15 protein-coding genes are annotated in these 17,511 nt (G+C 45.6%); 5 read left to right on the forward strand and 10 right to left on the reverse strand.

Annotated features, from left to right (window positions below; translation table 11 throughout):
* Positions 1–80: 80 nt before the first annotated feature.
* Both FR741_RS17865 and FR741_RS17870 read left to right on the forward strand, forming a co-directional pair.
* Entirely contained in the window at positions 81–1,082 is a 1,002-nt protein-coding gene (locus FR741_RS17865) for a sugar-binding transcriptional regulator (protein ID WP_005396112.1), read from the forward strand.
* A 131-nt stretch (positions 1,083–1,213) separates the two neighbouring features.
* Positions 1,214–2,506: a glycoside hydrolase family 18 protein gene (locus FR741_RS17870; RefSeq protein ID WP_167427341.1), complete on the forward strand. Its 1,293-nt coding sequence runs from the start codon at positions 1,214–1,216 to the stop codon at positions 2,504–2,506.
* 25 nt (positions 2,507–2,531) lie between these two features.
* Here the strand turns inward: FR741_RS17870 and FR741_RS17875 are convergent, their stop codons facing one another.
* The 7 genes from FR741_RS17875 to moeA form a co-directional block, all read right to left on the reverse strand.
* The gene (locus tag FR741_RS17875) at positions 2,532–4,823 is read right to left on the reverse strand and encodes a bifunctional diguanylate cyclase/phosphodiesterase (RefSeq protein WP_167427342.1); all 2,292 of its coding nucleotides are present in this window, start codon (positions 4,821–4,823) and stop codon (positions 2,532–2,534) included.
* 21 nt (positions 4,824–4,844) lie between these two features.
* Positions 4,845–5,675 carry a sulfurtransferase gene (locus FR741_RS17880; RefSeq protein ID WP_167427343.1) on the reverse strand — a complete coding sequence of 277 codons (831 nt, stop codon included), beginning with the start codon at positions 5,673–5,675 and terminating at the stop codon, positions 4,845–4,847.
* A 39-nt stretch (positions 5,676–5,714) separates the two neighbouring features.
* Entirely contained in the window at positions 5,715–6,011 is a 297-nt protein-coding gene (locus FR741_RS17885) for a hypothetical protein (RefSeq protein WP_006741132.1), read from the reverse strand.
* A gap of 140 nt (positions 6,012–6,151) precedes the next feature.
* On the reverse strand, positions 6,152–6,607 hold the full coding sequence (locus FR741_RS17890) for a hypothetical protein (RefSeq protein ID WP_047008137.1): 456 nt from the start codon (positions 6,605–6,607) through the stop codon (positions 6,152–6,154).
* A gap of 10 nt (positions 6,608–6,617) precedes the next feature.
* Complete coding sequence (locus tag FR741_RS17895; protein ID WP_167427344.1) at positions 6,618–8,729, reverse strand: LruC domain-containing protein; 2,112 nt, start codon at positions 8,727–8,729, stop codon at positions 6,618–6,620.
* A gap of 185 nt (positions 8,730–8,914) precedes the next feature.
* A complete protein-coding gene (moeB, locus tag FR741_RS17900) occupies positions 8,915–9,664 on the reverse strand; it encodes a molybdopterin-synthase adenylyltransferase MoeB (protein WP_109168985.1) in 750 nt (249 codons plus the stop codon).
* Positions 9,665–9,673: 9 nt separating this feature from the next.
* Positions 9,674–10,909, reverse strand: coding sequence for a molybdopterin molybdotransferase MoeA (moeA, locus tag FR741_RS17905; protein ID WP_167427345.1), 1,236 nt, complete (start codon positions 10,907–10,909; stop codon positions 9,674–9,676).
* 287 nt (positions 10,910–11,196) lie between these two features.
* On the opposite strand from moeA, the gene folE reads away from it, so the two are divergent.
* Both folE and FR741_RS17915 read left to right on the forward strand, forming a co-directional pair.
* Positions 11,197–11,850: a GTP cyclohydrolase I FolE gene (gene folE, locus FR741_RS17910; RefSeq protein ID WP_006741127.1), complete on the forward strand. Its 654-nt coding sequence runs from the start codon at positions 11,197–11,199 to the stop codon at positions 11,848–11,850.
* A gap of 275 nt (positions 11,851–12,125) precedes the next feature.
* Entirely contained in the window at positions 12,126–13,364 is a 1,239-nt protein-coding gene (locus tag FR741_RS17915) for an NRAMP family divalent metal transporter (protein ID WP_167427346.1), read from the forward strand.
* Positions 13,365–13,411: 47 nt separating this feature from the next.
* Here the strand turns inward: FR741_RS17915 and FR741_RS17920 are convergent, their stop codons facing one another.
* Positions 13,412–14,377: a TDT family transporter gene (locus tag FR741_RS17920; protein WP_119184670.1), complete on the reverse strand. Its 966-nt coding sequence runs from the start codon at positions 14,375–14,377 to the stop codon at positions 13,412–13,414.
* A gap of 243 nt (positions 14,378–14,620) precedes the next feature.
* Positions 14,621–16,024: a H(+)/Cl(-) exchange transporter ClcA gene (clcA, locus tag FR741_RS17925; protein ID WP_167427347.1), complete on the reverse strand. Its 1,404-nt coding sequence runs from the start codon at positions 16,022–16,024 to the stop codon at positions 14,621–14,623.
* Between the two features lie 491 nt (positions 16,025–16,515).
* Here clcA and FR741_RS17930 point away from each other — a divergent pair, with 491 nt between their 5' ends.
* A complete protein-coding gene (locus FR741_RS17930; RefSeq protein ID WP_047008142.1) occupies positions 16,516–17,094 on the forward strand; it encodes a hypothetical protein in 579 nt (192 codons plus the stop codon).
* Here FR741_RS17930 and FR741_RS17935 read toward each other — a convergent pair.
* Positions 17,075–17,488 (reverse strand): helix-turn-helix domain-containing protein, encoded by a 414-nt coding sequence (locus FR741_RS17935; protein ID WP_167427348.1) that lies wholly within the window; start codon positions 17,486–17,488, stop codon positions 17,075–17,077. The genes FR741_RS17930 and FR741_RS17935 overlap by 20 nt on opposite strands.
* Positions 17,489–17,511 lie beyond the last annotated feature (23 nt).

The following is a 17,511-nucleotide window of genomic DNA, read 5'->3' on the forward strand; positions in this document are numbered from 1 at the left end:
TAAAGAACATATGCTAAGTCGATGAGCATATGCTCACTTATTGCATACAATATCGATCCTCTTAAAGGGCGAGAGAAACCATGAGCAGTTCTAATCAAGATATTTCCATTGAAAACACGGATTTGTTGACAGAGATTTCCGTCGCGTATTATCAAGACGGTGCGACTCAGGAAGAGATATCGAGAAAATTTGCCATATCACGCGCAAAGGTCGGGCGAATGCTCAAGCAGGCGCGTGATGAAGGCATCGTTGAAATCACCGTTAAATACCACCCGGTGTTTAGCGCCAAGATTGAGCAACGTTTGATCGAGCGATTCGGCGTTAAGCGTGCGCTTGTCGCTCTTGATCAGCCAAATGAAGAGGCACAGCGACTACAGGTGTCGGGATTGGTGTCCAATTATCTCACCAGCACGCTTAAAAACGGCATGGTGGTGACCGTTGGACAAGGGCGTAACGTATCTTCCGTCGCTCACCATATTGGTGTTATTACGCCGCGTGACTGTAAATTTGTATGTGGTATCGGCGGTATTCACCCACGTGGTGGTATGTATAACGCCGATCACATTTGTCGTCAGTTAGCGAAAAAGTACGGTGGAACGTCCGAAACTCTCTATGCGCCGGCTTATGCAGAGAACAGAGAACAGAAGTTGGCTTTCATGCAAAATGCAACCGTGAAACAAACGCTCGACCTAGCACGTAAAGCTGATGTCGCTTTGGTCGGTATTGGTGACATGAGCGAAAACAGCTACATGGTGGACTTAGGTTGGTTTACGCCTGATGAAGTGGTTCAGTCGAGACTTCAACAAGGCGTGGTCGGGGACTTTGCAGGTTATGATTTCTTTGATATTCACGGTAATGTTGCCAACACCGTAATGAGTGACCGAGTGATTGGCCTTGGTATTGAAGAGTTTCGCCCAATATCGGAAGTCATCGCGATTGCAGCGGAGAACAGTAAGCCGCTCGCCTTACTTGGAGCATTAAGAACCGGAGCGATAGACGTGATCGCCACAAGCGTCAGCAATGCATTAACGGTACTCAACTTAGATGAGCAAATGCACGGCAACGCGGCATCTGAGAGTTAGCACAAATAATATGCAACTTATGTAATCAGGCTGCGAGGAGTTATAAATGACTCGCAGCCTGATTTCGTTTTCAAGTTAAAAATATTCTCTAGGAGTAGCTTTAAATTTGTACATCTACTCTGGAGAACACAATGAAAAAGACACTTCTTGCTGCACTGATTATGGGGCTGACTGGTGCGGCGCAAGCTGAGCAAAAAGTCGTGGCGGGTTACTTTGCGGATTGGCAGTACGCAAATGCAGAAAACCCATACACGGTGAACGATATTCCCGCCGATAAGCTGACACACGTGATTTACGCGTTTCTTAGTATGTGCGGCCCTCATGCCGGTGCTTCTGAAACGGTACAAAAACTGGTTGCCGAACAATGTGAAGGAAAAGATCCGTATACGGCGATCATTGTCGATACCGAAGCAGCATTAGAAAAGGACTTTGGCGATGTCTCCGTTAACGTGCCATACAAAGGCCACTTCGCTCAACTTGCTGAAATGAAGAAACAACATCCTGATCTCAAAATTCTCCCTTCTTTTGGTGGTTGGACAATGTCCGAACCGTTCCATGCTATGGCAAAAAACAAACAAGCGATGGATCAATTCTCAAAAACTGCCGTTGAGTTGATTGCTCAATATGATTTCTTTGATGGTATTGATCTGGATTGGGAATACCCTGGTGGTGGCGGTTTAACAACGTCGCCTTGGAACCCTGACACCAAGCTTTCTGATGAGCAAAAAGTATCTGAGCGTGAGGCCTTTACCTATTTGGTGAAAACCATGCGTGCAGAATTAGATGAACTCACAAATCAAACCAAACGTGAATACGAGCTCTCTACTGCTGTTGGCGTTGGTCCAAAAGCAGCAGGTATCGATTGGAAAGCCGCGGAGCCGTACCTAACTAACATGTTTGCGATGACGTATGACTTCCTTGGTGGTTGGGGGCAGCAAACCGGGCATACTACCAACTTGCATGCGACTGAGCGAAGCTGGTGGGGCATGGGCGCAGACGTGTTTATTAATCAGATGATTGAGCTCGGTATTCCAAGTGAGAAGCTGGTGATTGGCGCTGCGTTTTACGGGCGTGGCTGGCAAGGCACCAAAGACTTCTCGGGTGGCTTACCAACGCAAGATCTTGTATCCGAGCAAGGAGCGCAGTTTGGTACGGGTGAGAACGGCTATTTCATGTTCTGGGATTTGGTGAAGAACTATGGAGCGGAGCAGGGCTACGAGTACAAGTATGATGAGCAATCTCAAGCGCCTTACTTGTGGCATCCTGTAAAGAAAGTCTTTATCTCTTACGAAGATCAACGCTCGATCAAAGCCAAAGCAAATTGGGCTAAACAGGCAAACTTAGGCGGCATTTTTACCTGGGAATTATCAGGCGACCCGAAAGGCGAGTTGGTGGAGGTGATGTACCAAGAAATGAATAAATAAAACCTTCTAAGCAAAGCGATCGTAATTATTCAACTACGGTTTCTTTGCTTTGGTTCTGCCTCGTAAAAGCGATCAAGTCTTCAAGCGATAAAGGTTTAGAGTAGAAGTAGCCCTGAATCAAATCACAACCGCAAGCTTTTAACTCATTCAGTTGTTGCAGCGTCTCTACTCCTTCAGCCAGTACTTTCATTTCAAAGTTTTTGCCGATAGAAATGATATTCTTAACCATATTCAGCGCTTTTTTGTCATGCTCAATGTGATCGACAAAGCTCTTGTCAATCTTCACCTCGTCAATAGGTAGCGTACGCAACATGCTTAATGAAGAGTAGCCAGTCCCGAAATCATCGAGCGAGATTTTAAAGCCAAGAGCATGCAAGCGCTCGCAAATTGGTGCGAACTTTTCAAGATCTTCAATAAACAGGTTTTCGGTGATCTCTAGGGTAATCTTTGAACATTCGATGCCGCGTTTCTCAATAGCATTCATAAGATTAGTAATGAATTTGGCGTGAACAAACTGTTTGACCGAGATGTTAATAGACATCTGGATAGATGTATCAATATTACCAGTCAGTTTAGCCATATCTGTCAGGCTATTTTCAATGATTTGTTCACCAATACGAACCATCAACCCTGTGCTTTCTGCGACGGGAATAAATTCACTTGGTGGGACTAAGCCGAGCTCATCATCACTCCAACGAATAAGCGCTTCGACACCATAAATATCGCCTTCTAGGTTTAACTGAGGTTGATAAACCATATGAAGCGCTTGCTTATCTATCGCGAGCCTCAGGCGTTGCTCAATTTTCATTTTACGCAGGTGTGTAGCTTGCATCTGCTGATTGAACAGGCTGTATACGTTGCGTTGTTTTTTCGCTTGATACATCGCAATATCGGCTGACAGGAGCAATTCATCTAATGTTTCACCATGGTGTGGATAGCAGGCAATACCAATACTGCAACTGAGCAGGAACTGACTGTCATTGACTTCGTAGGGTTCTGATAGCGCCTTTATTAAGTCGCTCGCTAGTCTTTTAACGCTTACTTCATCAATTCGATTCGTTAGAAAAATAAACTCGTCACTGGCTTCACGGATGATTAATCGGCCATCGTTAACAAAGGTGTTTAAGCGGATAGATATTTGTTTTAGAACTTCGTCGCCAAAGTCATGACCATGTGTGTCGTTGACTGATTTGAAATTATCAATATCGATAAACATCAAAGAAAAAGGATTCCCTTTCCCTGAAAGCCAATGTCGAATGTTTGCGCGTAGGTACTCTCGGTTTGGTAATCCAGTGAGATGATCGTGGTTCGCTTGATAGAGCAAACGCAGTTTTGTTTTATGTTCATTGTTCGCAATGGAGCGGAATAAAGCGTAAAAAGCACCTTGGACGATAAGAAAAACAATCGAGTACAGTGCAAACTGTTCGTAAAATCCGCGCTTAATAAAATTCAAATCTGTCGAGGAAGAGGCCCAAAGATGATAATCAGGAAGGTATCTCAATGTGATTAACTCACTCAGGCGAGAATTGTCGACAACAATATTTAGCGCTCGTGTGAGCTCTTTTAGTTGCGCCATATCCCAGCCTGAATCTTTTGTGATTTGAGCCATAACGGCTTTTATATCTAAATCATTGGCAGGCTTTAGGTAATCTTCTAGGGTTGTATCTTCTGACGAGCTAAAAGTAAGGTAGCCATCACTGCGGATCAATGTGACCCGATTGTGCTCATTAGCATGGATGTCGTTACGAAAAACCGAAGATGAATTCATATTAAAGCCAGCCGTCATCACTGCTTGTACAACACCATCTTTATTTGGAATTGCTTTTCGGATCGGAATCACAAGTGAATCTTGAGCTGGCATAAAATACGTTCGACCTATAATCATTCGGTCGGAGTTGAGCGCTGCCAAAAAGGTATCACGAGTCAGTGGATCTTGTTTTAGATTATGCAGCTTTGCCAAGATCAAATTGGAGCTTACGGCGATGTAGTCTCCATCGGGGTTAGTTAGGCCGAACCCAATAATCGCCGGATGGATACTGAGTAGTTTGTCCAGCATCGGGCGAGTTTGAACTGCTGCTGTACGAGTAAAGTCATTTCTCTCGACCAACTGATGACCAATGACTTCAAGTAACGATTCTTGTCCTTTCAGAAGTGATTCGACAGAAGAGGCAAACAGCTCCAATTGTAGGAGCTGCTTATCTTTGTACTTATTCAGGGTTGACTCATAATGGTAGCGGCCAAACAACACGAACAGCACGGCGCTTATTGTAAGTAGCGCCATGTATAGTGTCCAAATGTTCTTCTTTAACCTGACCATGCCGCTTCGATAGCTCCTAGATTAGCGAGTAATGGGTAATGAGTGGTCTGCGCCCCATTCTGTCCATGACCCGTCATAGACCGATAAATCACGCCAACCTAACTGGTATGCTGCTAGCAGCAAAATACAGGCCGTTACACCTGAGCCACAACTGAAAATGATTGATTTATCATTATATAACGTTAGTGCACTAAATGCTTGTTTCAATTCCGAGTCTGCCTTTATAAAGCCATTACTCAACAATGTTTGGAAAGGGAGGCAAACAGAATTAGGAATATGACCAGAACGCAGTCCCTCCCTTGGCTCGGGTACCTCGCCTAAAAAACGTGCACGTGAGCGAGCGTCAACAATGTTTACACTGCAATTGTTTGAGTACTCTAATATTGCATTTGCGTCCAAAAAAGCATGTTTATTTAATTTCCCAGTAAAGTTTCCAAGCTGCTTAGCTTCTGACAAGACATCCGTGACAGGCAGTCCAGCCTCAATCCAAGCCGGGAGGCCACCATTAAGCACTTTGACATTATCGTGTCCCATTGCCTTAAACATCCACCATGCGCGCGGAGAGGCGAGTGTTCCTGAGTTGTCATAAACAACAATAAGGTCTTCGTTGTTCAGGCCAAGTTTCTGAGCGCTGTGATTAAATCCTTCTTCTGTTGGCATCATATGAGGGAGATTGGTATCTGGAAGACAAAAGTCATTGTCGTAGTCGAAACGCAATGAGCCTGGAATCCACTTATTGGTGATCTTTTTCCCTTCGGAAGGAATTTGAAAACGAATACTCGCGTCTAGAAGTTTTACATTTGGTTGGTCTAATAAAGCATGAAGTTCTTTGGCATCGATCAATGCTTGCATGGTTAAATCCTTCTGATTTGGGAAGTCCGCACAGTAGCTTTACTCACAGCGAATGAATGAAAGGGATGAGTCAAGACTTGAGCGGGATGCTTGGTGGAACAACGCAATAGAGCCCACTGGACAAGATGCGGACACTGGAACCGTCACTCGTTGTTGCTCTATCTCAGGTGAATTAATAGTGAGGTACCGACGTTGACCATCAAGGGACTGAGTTAAAGTGTTGCTAATGACGGTGGCTGAAACCGTGTTTTCATCCGTTTGCTTAATGAGCAACAAGAGCACAAGTAGGGCAATGAAACCGCTGAAGACCAACATATAGGTTTTGGGATTATCCAATTTGCGCTCCATTGCTATTGTTTCAAGTAATCATTTTGTTTTACAACAAAAAAATCGCATGTTCAAAGAACGATGCGATTTTGTCTTAAAACCTGTGGCTTGCGCCAGTCCCGAGTATCAATGCTCACCAATAGAGCATCTTACATGCGCCATGTCGTATTTCCGGTTGAGACGACTTTTTGAAGAGGTTCTGAGCCATCGTAGAACCAAATTTCGACTAACAGGTTATCTTGGCTGTCCGAGGTGGAGAAGTCTAATTTAGCTTTCCCACTCGTCAGCGCAGCAGAAGCAATATTGCTCGAATATTTCGCTTGGTAGGTTCCAGACGCATCTTCACGGTACTCCTTATAAATGCTCAGATGTGCGCGCTGTAAAGAGTAACCACTAATATCTACCGCAAGTGAGCTTTCTAACCTTGGGTCATAATCGAACCCATCTGGTACGTCTAAATTTTGCATGCTTGGCTCTTCAACAATAACGGTAGTTTGAGCTGGAGGTGGAGTAGCGCTATCGTTGCTTTTGTCTCCACCGCCGCCACCGCCACCGCCGCAGGCTGTTAACGCTAATCCCATGATGATTGTGATTAAGTTTTTCATGATGCTTCTCCTATGGAATGTAACGTTTGTTTGCTTTAGGTAGGGTATGCCAGTTTGCTCCTTCTCGCCCACCAGACTCGGCGTAGGTGGCAAACTCTGGGTAAGCGTCTACTAAGTCAACTTTCTCTAGCGGCCAATTCCACTCTTCGACGATAAGCAATGCCCAAGGAAGATTGTTCGCTGTTTTGAAGTACACGCCTCGAGTCGGGTCACTTGCGTCTACGCCCACGCCATATAGGTTTGCGTCATCAAACTGCTCAGTTGGTGCTTGGTCTGGCAAATGTACTTCCCATTTTCTACCTGGTTGAAAGGTGATACCATCGCCGTGATATGTATTGGGTGTGGCAAAGATAAATGGGTCATAAGGCATGGCCTGTAGCGCTGAGCGGTCGGCTCCTTCCTTAAAGTAGATGGTCAGTGTGAAAGACAACGCGACGTTATCATTACAACCCGTTTGGGTTCTAAAATACGCACATTGACTTTGCGCATACTGACTGAGGTCGTCACTGATAATGAAGATGGCTTCTTCTGATATAGCTTCTAGACCGTTGGTCGGTTGTTCTTTGCCATTAAACGTTAGCTTTGTTAAGCCGTTTTCAATGCTTGCTTTCGAAACGCCAGGTAGACGAATAGCAAAGCCATTTTTATAGCCAGCCCCATAGGCGGCCAGATCTCCGCTAATTTGGATATTTTCCACCGTGCCGTCCATACGTGTTTCAGTCATACGGAACTTAATTACAACGTCATTCATGTCGTAGTCAGCGGTGTAAGGCCAGTTGTCTTCATACGCGACCGTTGCGTAGGAATCGGCACTTGGGAAGTGCTGTACGGATACGCCGTTTTCAGTGATTGTGATTGGGTAATCTTCTACTTCACCTGATGTTGATCCGCCATCGAAGTTCAGACCAGTTTGTTGGCTAAAGCGGAATCGGCTCCAGCTAGGACCTGCGGTTGCCAGTTCAGAGACGACAAATGGAAGCGTATTGCTGCCTGCAGAGAGTAACTCATCAGTGAATACTTGCTCACCTTCGTCAGCAAAGTCACCATCTCGGTTCCAGTCAAACCAAGCTGACAAGTAGCCGGATGTCGATGCAGTTACGTTCACTAGTGAACTTAACCCTGGGTCGAGTGCGGTAACAAAGCCGACGCCATCTTCATCTGCTGTACCAACTTTGTTATCTCCAGACGGAGCCACTTGTCCATCGGCATCACCATCTGGCGCAATTGTGCCAAGCCAAGTTACACCATCAACAGCGTGGCGTGGTCCGTTAGAAGAAAGCAAGGTAGCGTAAGTGTCAGGTGCGTCACCAAAGTCAATTGGCTCGTCTTCGTCAATAACAGGAGCGTTCGCGCATCGGGCACCGTCATTTTGGCTGGAACTTGGACCGTTAGACACAAACTCTACAGCAGGAACAATGCCCGCAGCGATATTGGCTGCATTGTTTTCTGATAAGTCGACGCGATAAATTTTGCCGTCCTGATTACGCGATACGTAGTAGTTTCCGTTTACATCAAAGTAGCCTGCACCAAAGGTACCCGTTTCCCCTGTATTGCCGATCGCGGTTGCTTGGCCTGTTTTTGTATCGAATTTATACAATACGCCAGACCCATTATCGATACCATAGAGCGCCCCGTCGCCAGGGTGGAACGCAAAGTCGGTTAAACTCACGCTTGCATTTGATGTGATTTTATTCAGGGTTAAGGTAGCATTTGGGTCCGTATCTAACGGCGACAGATCAATGGAAAATAGTCCTTTACCTTTGCGATACAAGTAGTAGACGTGGTTGTACACGTCGCCGACAAAAAACGTATGGCTAGGAAGCCCTTGTACGTTGAGAGTTTCTGCTTGAAAGTCCTGGCCTAAACGTACGATTTTCAAGTTGGTTGTATCGTAACCATAGATGTATCGATCAGTGAAGTTGAAACCGACGCCGTTAATACCAGATGCTAAGCCCACATCGTCGGTCAGTAACTTGGTTGATCCGGTAACCAGATTAACGCCGTAAACTTGCACTGGGGTCGATTGGAATAAATATGCTTTGCTCGGACAAGTGTCGAATGGCGCTGCGCTTACGTATGCGCTTGCGAACAGAGATCCAAGTAATAGTGATGTCCTTTTCATGATTCGCCCTCTCATTGGTTTGTATGATATGCAATGAAAGGAATGTGCCAGTTTTTAACTTACTGTTTATAATGAATTTTATATCGGTAAGTTATTTGGTTCGAAATATGAATCTCAGAATAAGAAAAAGCTCAACGTTACGTTGAGCTTTTTGAGAATCTTCATTGATAAGCTGACAGCGTTACTTAGCCACAAACAGGGCAGGTCGGCATTTTCATCAAATTCATTTCCCGCCAGGACATGCTAAACGCATCGAGAATGAGGATCTTCCCTTTTTTGGGTTGGCCGTAATTTGCAATCACCTTGATGGTTTCCATCGCTTGTACAGCGCCAACAATACCCACAACAGGCGCCATTACGCCAGCTTCAACGCAACTTAATGCACTGCTGCCGAATAGCGCGCTCAAACACTGATAGCACGGTTGAGTTGGGTCGTCGTACGTAAACACACTCACTTGGCCTTCCATACGAATGGCTGCACCAGAAATAAGCGGTGTTTTTGTTGCAAAGCAGAGTCGGTTGAGTTGATTGCGAGTGTCGACGTTATCTGAAGCGTCGACCACCACAGTGTGTTGTTCAATCAAAGCTTGAAGTTGAGCATCATCGAGACGTTTAGCAACGGTGTTTACTTCGATATGAGGATTAAGTTCCCGCAACGCATCCGCCGCGGAGTCAACCTTTTTACGGCCAATATCGGCGTCGTGGTGCAATACTTGGCGTTGTAAATTGGAGAGTTCAACAATATCGTCATCGATAAAAGTAATATTGCCAACACCAGCCGTGGCAAGGTATTGGCTAGAAGCGCAACCTAAACCGCCAGCACCCAAAATAAGCACCGAGCTTTGTTTGAGCGCTTCTTGCCCTTCGAAATCGAACTGACGAAGAATGATCTGGCGGTTATAGCGCAGCATCTCCTGATCGGAAAGAATATCCACGGTACGTTCCTAGTATAACGTTGAGTTAAACAGTTGGATTTGAACCGTTTCGCCAACTTCCACACGGCCACGCTCACGTTCCAACACAACAAAGCAGTTTGCCAAACTCATTGAGCGAAAGGCTCCTGAACTTTGGTTGCCAGTGGTTTCAACGACAAATTTACCGTTTTCTAGAGTATAGATACCGCGTTGGTAGTCCGTGCGGCCTGGCGCTTTCTTAAATGCAGTTTTTGTCGTAGCAGGGATAGACTCAGGTGCTTTCCATTCAGTATGGCCAGCCAATTTAGCCAACATTGGTTGAACAAGTACGTACATGGTTAGCACCGCAGATACAGGGTTACCTGGTAGCCCACAGAACCAAGCAGTACTTAACTTGCCAAATGCGAAAGGTTTACCCGGCTTGATTGCCAGTTTCCAGAAACCGATTTCGCCAAGTTCTTCAAGAATGTCTTTGGTGTAATCTGCTTCACCAACGCTGACACCGCCAGACGTTACAACCACATCCGCAAGCGTTTGTGCTTTTTCAAACGTTGCTTTTAATGTTTCTGGGCAATCAGGGATAATGCCAAGATCAATCGCTTCACAACCAAAGTTTTCAATCAGCGGCTTAATACCGTAACGATTACTGTCGTAGATTTGCCCCGCCTTGAGTGGCTCACCCAATGGTTTAAGTTCATCACCTGTGGAGAAAAATGCCACCTTTGGCTTACGCACGACGGTGACATGGCTGACACCAAGAGAGGCAATCATTGGAATATCGCGCGGTGTCAGGCGCGCGCCTTTTGCCAATACAATATCGCCTTGCTTGATGTCGTCACCCGTAGGGCGGATGTTATTTTGCGGCTTCACATCCGTTTGGTTGAACTGGATACCAGCGTCGGTCACTTCCGTATTTTCTTGCATGATAACGGCATCACAGCCTTCCGGAATTTTCGCGCCAGTCATGATTCGAACACAAGTGCCTGCCGGCCATTCACTTTCAAAAGGCTGACCAGCGAAGGATTTACCTGCCAGAGGCAACACAGTAGACACTTCTAGGTCTTGAATACGAATGGCATAACCGTCCATTGCTGAATTGTCGAAAGGGGGCACGTGAATTGGCGATAAAATGTCTTCAGCCAGCACAAAGCCCAGAGCGTCAGCAAGAGGAAGAGAAAGTGTCGTTTGGATAGGTTTGATTCGCGATAGCATCTTATCCATCGCTTCTTCAATTGGCATCAAGCCAGGTGCGTCGCAGCAGCCCATTGAGATAATCCTATGTTCTTTTGTTTTGTGGCAACTCTACCATAAAAGGGGACCGAGTAAGAATGTCCACCTATAAAATATGGGTGTAATTATTCAAAAATCCGAGTATCCTTGTCACCCATCCGAAAGGGGTAAAGTTCCTACGGAGCATGAGAAAATAGCTCAGTGTATTCTTGTTATGTGCCTTGGCGTTATAAACATCGGACTGAGCGACTTTAACGCTACGGGATGAAAACACGGCAATTGTATTTCACACCGAGAGTGGTAGTTACAAAAGAGGAAGTGGAATGTCAGGTCTTAGCGAGTCAGCAAAGTTAGTGAAAGAAGCGCTAGAGCAACGCGGGTTAGAAACACCAATGCGCCCTAATGCCGTTAGCCGTGAAGAGAAGAAGGAAAAGATTGAATACCACATGCGTGAGATTCTTGGTCTGCTTCAGCTCGACCTTACGGATGATAGCTTAGAGGAAACGCCACACCGCATTGCAAAAATGTACGTGGACGAGATTTTCTCTGGTTTGGATTACTCCAACTTCCCCAAGATCACAGTTATCGAAAACAAGATGAACGTGAGCGAAATGGTTCGCGTGAAAGACATTACTGTGACCAGTACGTGCGAACACCATCTTGTGACAATCGACGGAAAAGCCGCTGTTGCTTATATTCCTCGCGGTAAGATCATTGGCTTGTCTAAGATCAACCGTATTGTTCGTTTCTTTGCGCAACGCCCTCAAGTTCAAGAGCGTATGACCCAGCAAATCCTTGTTGCTTTGCAAACATTGCTTGAGTCTGACGATGTAGCGGTGACTATCGACGCGACGCATTACTGTGTGAAATCACGCGGTGTGATGGATGCCACCAGTGAAACCACGACTACAGCGTTAGGTGGTATTTTTAAGAGCAACCCAGCGACCCGTGCTGAATTTCTGCATGGCCTGCGTTAATCAAATCGACAAATAAAATTGAGAGAGGATGGCGAGTTGCCATCCTTTTTTATATCTTTTATATCCAAATCATCGTCAAGTGAGCCGCAATAAATAGTAATTATGCAATTGTGTATTGACAGTCACATTCGTTGCTCTTAATATATGCGCCCAATGAACGGCTACAACTTGTAATCGTTTGTTTTAAAAAGAGATATTTCTCTAAGTTCAGCTGATCTCGGTCAGTTGTCTTTCTATTTTCTAATAATAGAAAGACAACAAATTTGGGACTCGGCATGACTACACAAAGCACTATCAGCACCTCCTCTATTTCAGCTCCAGTTACAGAAAGCAGTTGGCAAAAGAAAGCCATGCTCAGTGTCGCTTTTTTGATGGCGACAACCTCTGTTGGTCCCGGCTTTTTGACTCAAACCGCAGTCTTCACAAATATCTACAAAGTCGACATGGCATTTCCAGTTTTGGCTTCCATTTTTATCACGTTTGGTATCGTGATGAACTTGTGGCGTATTGTCGGCGTTTCTGGCATGCGAATCCAAGACATTGCGAACAAAGTGGCCCCCGGCATGGGTTATGGTGTTGGTATTCTCCTTGCGCTTGGTGCAGTGGCGTTTAACTTTGGCAACGTGAGTGGCGCAGCGTTAGGCATCAATGTGCTAACGGGCGTGGACACAACATGGGGCGCACTGTTTACCGGTGTCGTTGGCTGTTTGTTGTTTATGGTTCATAACGCCTCCAAACGAATGGACCAAATGGCCCGCTACCTTGGCTTGTTCATGATTGTTCTGATCGCATACGTGGCTATGACGAGCTTACCTCCGATGGGAGAGACACTAAGTGCAGCGGTGATGCCTATGGATGTTGGTAGTTTGCTTCTGCCTACGTTGACTATCGTTGGCGGTGCAGTTGGCGGTTACTACACGGGTGCACAACGCCTAGTAGACATCGGCTTGAAAGGCAAAGAGAACGTGCCTTCCATCACCTCAACAGCGTGGGCTGGTATCTCTATTGCGGTGGTTATTCGAATCCTACTGTTTTTGGCAGTGTTTGGCGTTATCGCGACAGGCGCAACGCTGGATACGGCTAACCCTGCGGCGGATGCTTTCCGTCAAGGTGCTGGCCAGCTTGGTTACTTCATCTTTGGCTTAGTACTGTTTGTAGCTTCCATCACGTCTGTGGTTGGCAACTCTTACATGGCTATATCATTAATTAAGACGCTTTTCCCAGTTGTCGCGCGAAACGAGAAAGCGTGGTGTGTTGGTTTCATTATCCTAACCTCGCTAGGCACGGTAACCATGGACATGCCAATTCTTCTTTTGATGCTAGCGGGCCTAGTGAACAGCATTATTCTTCCTATCGTTTTGGGCACTGTATTGGTTGCGACAAAACGCAAAGATATTGTCGGTGACTACCAACACCCAATGTACTTAACGCTAACTGGAGCAGCGATTGTTATCGTAATGGCGGCATCGAGTTTGACTAACATTGGGAACTTCATGGCGAAGTTTGCGGGTTGATGTCTTATTGATAGAGATAAACAGCGGCCTCAGATGAGGCCGTTTTTTTATGCTTGTTTAGAGGGCGACTTAACGATTTCTGGCCAATACATTTTGATGTAACCTGCCGATACCCAAACCACCAACACAGTCGCAATGCTGAGCTCTAAAAAGCCAAAATCGTGTAGCCAGTGCCAATGTGGATGCGATTCGGCAAAAAAGGAGGTTAAGCGGTGCATCGCAATGGCACTGATCACGGAAGGAAAGGTTACCGCCGCGATAGAAGGTTGAAACTTCAATCGAAGTAAGCGGAAGTAACACAGGTAGATCAATAACGTCATGGTGATAGCAATCCCTGCTAATGCGCCAGTCAGTATCGGATCGGGCAGGGGAAAGTTCACCAAGTATGCCGCCAATGACAAGTTTACCGGTGCGGCCATAATTGCGAGGGTCGGCCTGGCTCGTCTCGGTAGAGATCCGAAAAACACCAAACGATAGAGCACCAGCGGTAACATAAAGAAATAAATGCCAATGCACATCATCGCTAAGGTTTCAGAGAATAGGTTGTGACCCAATTGGGAGCCTGCTAATGAGCTGCTGATCAGTCCCACTGGATAGAGAAACCAGCTAGGTACAATATTCGACATTTTGAAGTTCATTAGCTGAAAGCTAAAAAACAGTACCATCATAGTAAAATGCAGCAAAAGTGCCATAAACCAGAGTGGATAAGCAATGATTGGCGCTACAGAAGCAAGATAATCTGCAAGGATCAGTAACGCCATACTCATGGGGGCCATTAAGCTACCGCTCAATGGGTGACGAATGTCGACCATAAATAATCGTGGATTCGTGGCATATTTTATCAGCACAGGAGCGAGTAAAAGCGCGCCGAGTGACGCTAAAAATGGGCGTATTGGTTCACCAATTTCAGGGACATAGAGTGCCCAAGCTTGTCCTAAACCTATCATACCTAGCGCTAACGCGGCTTGAGACGGCGGAACGCTATAAAACTGCACAAGTCTTCTCCAGTTCAAATCTACTCCATTTGATTTTTGCCTGAATGAAACGAAACGTGATGATTTGGATGAAATGCTCTATTTGAGTAGCGAATACTAGCAAGTTTAGAGAGTGCTTACTCATGAAAGGTGGTGAGGAAATATCAGAGAATGGTGTTTTTGTGAGTTTGGTATCGAATATTTTGGAAAAGATGTAAAAATGTAGAGTTTATCGCTCCAAACCCTTCGATAGTTTGGAGCGAAATAATAACAAAGCGAGAATTATGTCGATTGGTTTTCAGGAAGATCCTGCTGACGTAACTTATCGTTTTTGATTGTACGATGTAGCAACTGGCTGTAAATCGGTTGTCCGCCAAACAACTGAGCAATAATCACGGCACCTAAACAAGTAATGATAAGTGGTAGAATTAAGTAGTAGTTATTGGTCATTTCAATCACCAACAAAATGCCCGTGATCGGTGCGCGTACCGTTGCAGCAAACAGGGCCCCCATGCCCGCAATAGCAAATACGCCAGGTTCGATATCAAGCGTAGGAAGCAACACATCAGCACTCGCTCCGAATGCATAGCCAAACAAGGTCCCCAGAGCAAGCATCGGTGCAAAGATACCGCCCGGCGCACCAGAGCCAAAGCATAGCAACGTCGTGATGACGCGACCAAAGAAAAGCAGAACTAAAACGGATACCGAGTAGTTGCCATTGGTAATATCAGGAATAAGGCCGATGCCACCGCCAGTTAGCTGTGGCACGTATAAGAGAAGCAGACCAAAAATGCCACCAAGTAGTGAACCCACAATTAAATAGCGTTTACGATCGTTTTTGTGAATTGCGACAAAACTGTCTTGTGCCACGGTAATCAATTTATTGAAGATCACTCCGAATACGCCAAACAATGCGCCAAGCAATAAAAACAACCAAAGTGACTGAAGCTCTGGAGAGTGATATTGCGGCATTGTGATGACAGCGTCTTGCCCGTTGATGGCGCGAAACACAATGTTGGCCATAATAGCAGAGATGATCACCGCGCGAATTGAGATCAGAGAATAGCGAAACTGAGGTCGCATTTCCTCTACAACGAACATAATGCCTGCGAGTGGGGCATTAAAGGCGGCAGCCAAACCACCAGCGGCACCTGAAGCGAGTAGGGAATGACGAGTATCGTCATCTTTCACACGGAAAATATCGGTCACCATTCGACCAACTGCGCCGCCCATTTGAACTGTCGGACCTTCGCGACCAAGTACCATTCCGGAGCCAAGTGCACCCATGCCGCCGAAGAATTTAACAGGTAGAACTCGCCACCAACGCACTGGACGAATGTTGTCCATCGCGCCTTCTATTTCTGGGATGCCTGATCCCGCAGCCTCCGGAGCAAAGCGGTGAACAAGAAAGTAACCAATAAAAGCAAGCAACGCGCTGATCAGCACCGCAGCAAGCCAAAGAGGAAGTACGCTACCGATTTCGCTTTTTAGCCATTCGGTACGGGTTTCAGAAACAAAATGAACCGCAAGTTCGAAGTAAGTACCGACGAAACCGGCTAATGTGCCGACGATGGCGGCCATAATCAGGACAGAAAATGGTGTTGACCCTCGAGAGACAAACTGGTTAATCGCATCTTTCGGTACGTGCGCTAACACAGATTTCACAATTCTCTCTCGTTTGGTCATTAACAAGTTCTCCTGTTGCTGGTGGAAGGGACGCGAGAAAGTATACGCTTCGCAGAGTCTAGACCTAATCAATAAAGATGCAATTTAGCTTTTCACTATTGAGTGTTCGAAGTGTCGCGATATCATTCATTCACCAAGACTGTGCTATTGCTCTCATAATTTGGGATAAAAAACTTGTTTTTTGAGCAAAATGAACCATGCTTTAGGTGTAAAGCAACATGACTGCTTCAGAAGGAGGGATGTGAGGTTTTACACACAATTTGGATGGATTCAAACCCTACGGTAAGTCCTCGTTTTATGTTCGGGATGCATCAATAGTCATCTCCGATTCGCACACTCACGATTGAGTAACGAGGTAGAGGCGCACGCAAATGTGCGCCTTCTTAATTTCTGCTCTACAACTTTCCGCACTACTTGCCACTATTTTTATCTTGAACAATTTCTACTAGTCGGTAATGTCTGGGGTCGATGTTAATCAACCAGAGTAATTCATGCGCTTTTATCCTCGAGTCCTGTTTTCTTTATGTTGTTTTTCGGTAACGTTTCCAGCATTTTCGACGCCGAGTTGGTGGCAGGACACGTTGTCTGCAATGCCGTACTCCAATTTAAAAGAGCGTATAGAAACAAGGGGAGGCTGGTATCGCTGTGACGTGCAGCAGCAAGATGCTTCAACGTATTTCAGCACATTTTGTTTGGACGATTTTTCGTACTATCAGCAGCATCTGTATGGTGAAGTTGTTTTGGGAAAGGACAGTGCTCAGTTCTCTTTTTTGACCGAATATCAATGGCAAAGTCTCAATGACTTAATCCTCAATTTAAGAAAAGACGGGTTGGTTTTACGTAGTATAACTATCGGACAAGAGCACTATGACGTCTTTGAAGCGCTGGAAAAGAAATCTTCTGAGCTCGTCGATAAAGAAGTTATCTTGTTGATAAACCGCTATCCACAAGAAACGATTCGAAGCTTATTTTGGGTAAAACCGGACGAGTTTTCGTCGCCATCACCGTCTTTAAATGTGGAATTGCACAGCGATGGCGAAATTATCGATGTTAAAGTGACTCGTTTTTAGATTCTTTATGGAGAGATAGGAAGGTCGCCATCGTAGACTCGTCCAAAAATCCATCCGATTTTTTGTGCGCGCGCAGGTATTGATAGCCAGCAATGAGCTTACGGTGCTGTTCTTCTGCCTCATCTGGCAACGGCTGATTCATAACGTGTTGAAATGCAAGTTTGTACGCATCCATATCTACGACTTCAGCGCGGCGATATAAATAACCACATCCGGTCGCTAACCATTCAAGAGAGCAGTTGGCTCGCATCGCAATTTGATTTGCTTTCGTTAGGCTCGGTTCACTGCCTTTTAAATATTTGCGTATTAAAGCTTCAGACACATCAACGCGTCGTGCAAATCCGCTGATGCTTTCTTCTCCGATCAAGGTGGCTAGGCGTTGGGCAAAAGACATATTTCGTACTCCAGTTCGAATTG

Source organism: Vibrio diabolicus (assembly GCF_011801455.1).
GTDB classification, from domain to species: Bacteria; Pseudomonadota; Gammaproteobacteria; order Enterobacterales; family Vibrionaceae; genus Vibrio; species Vibrio diabolicus.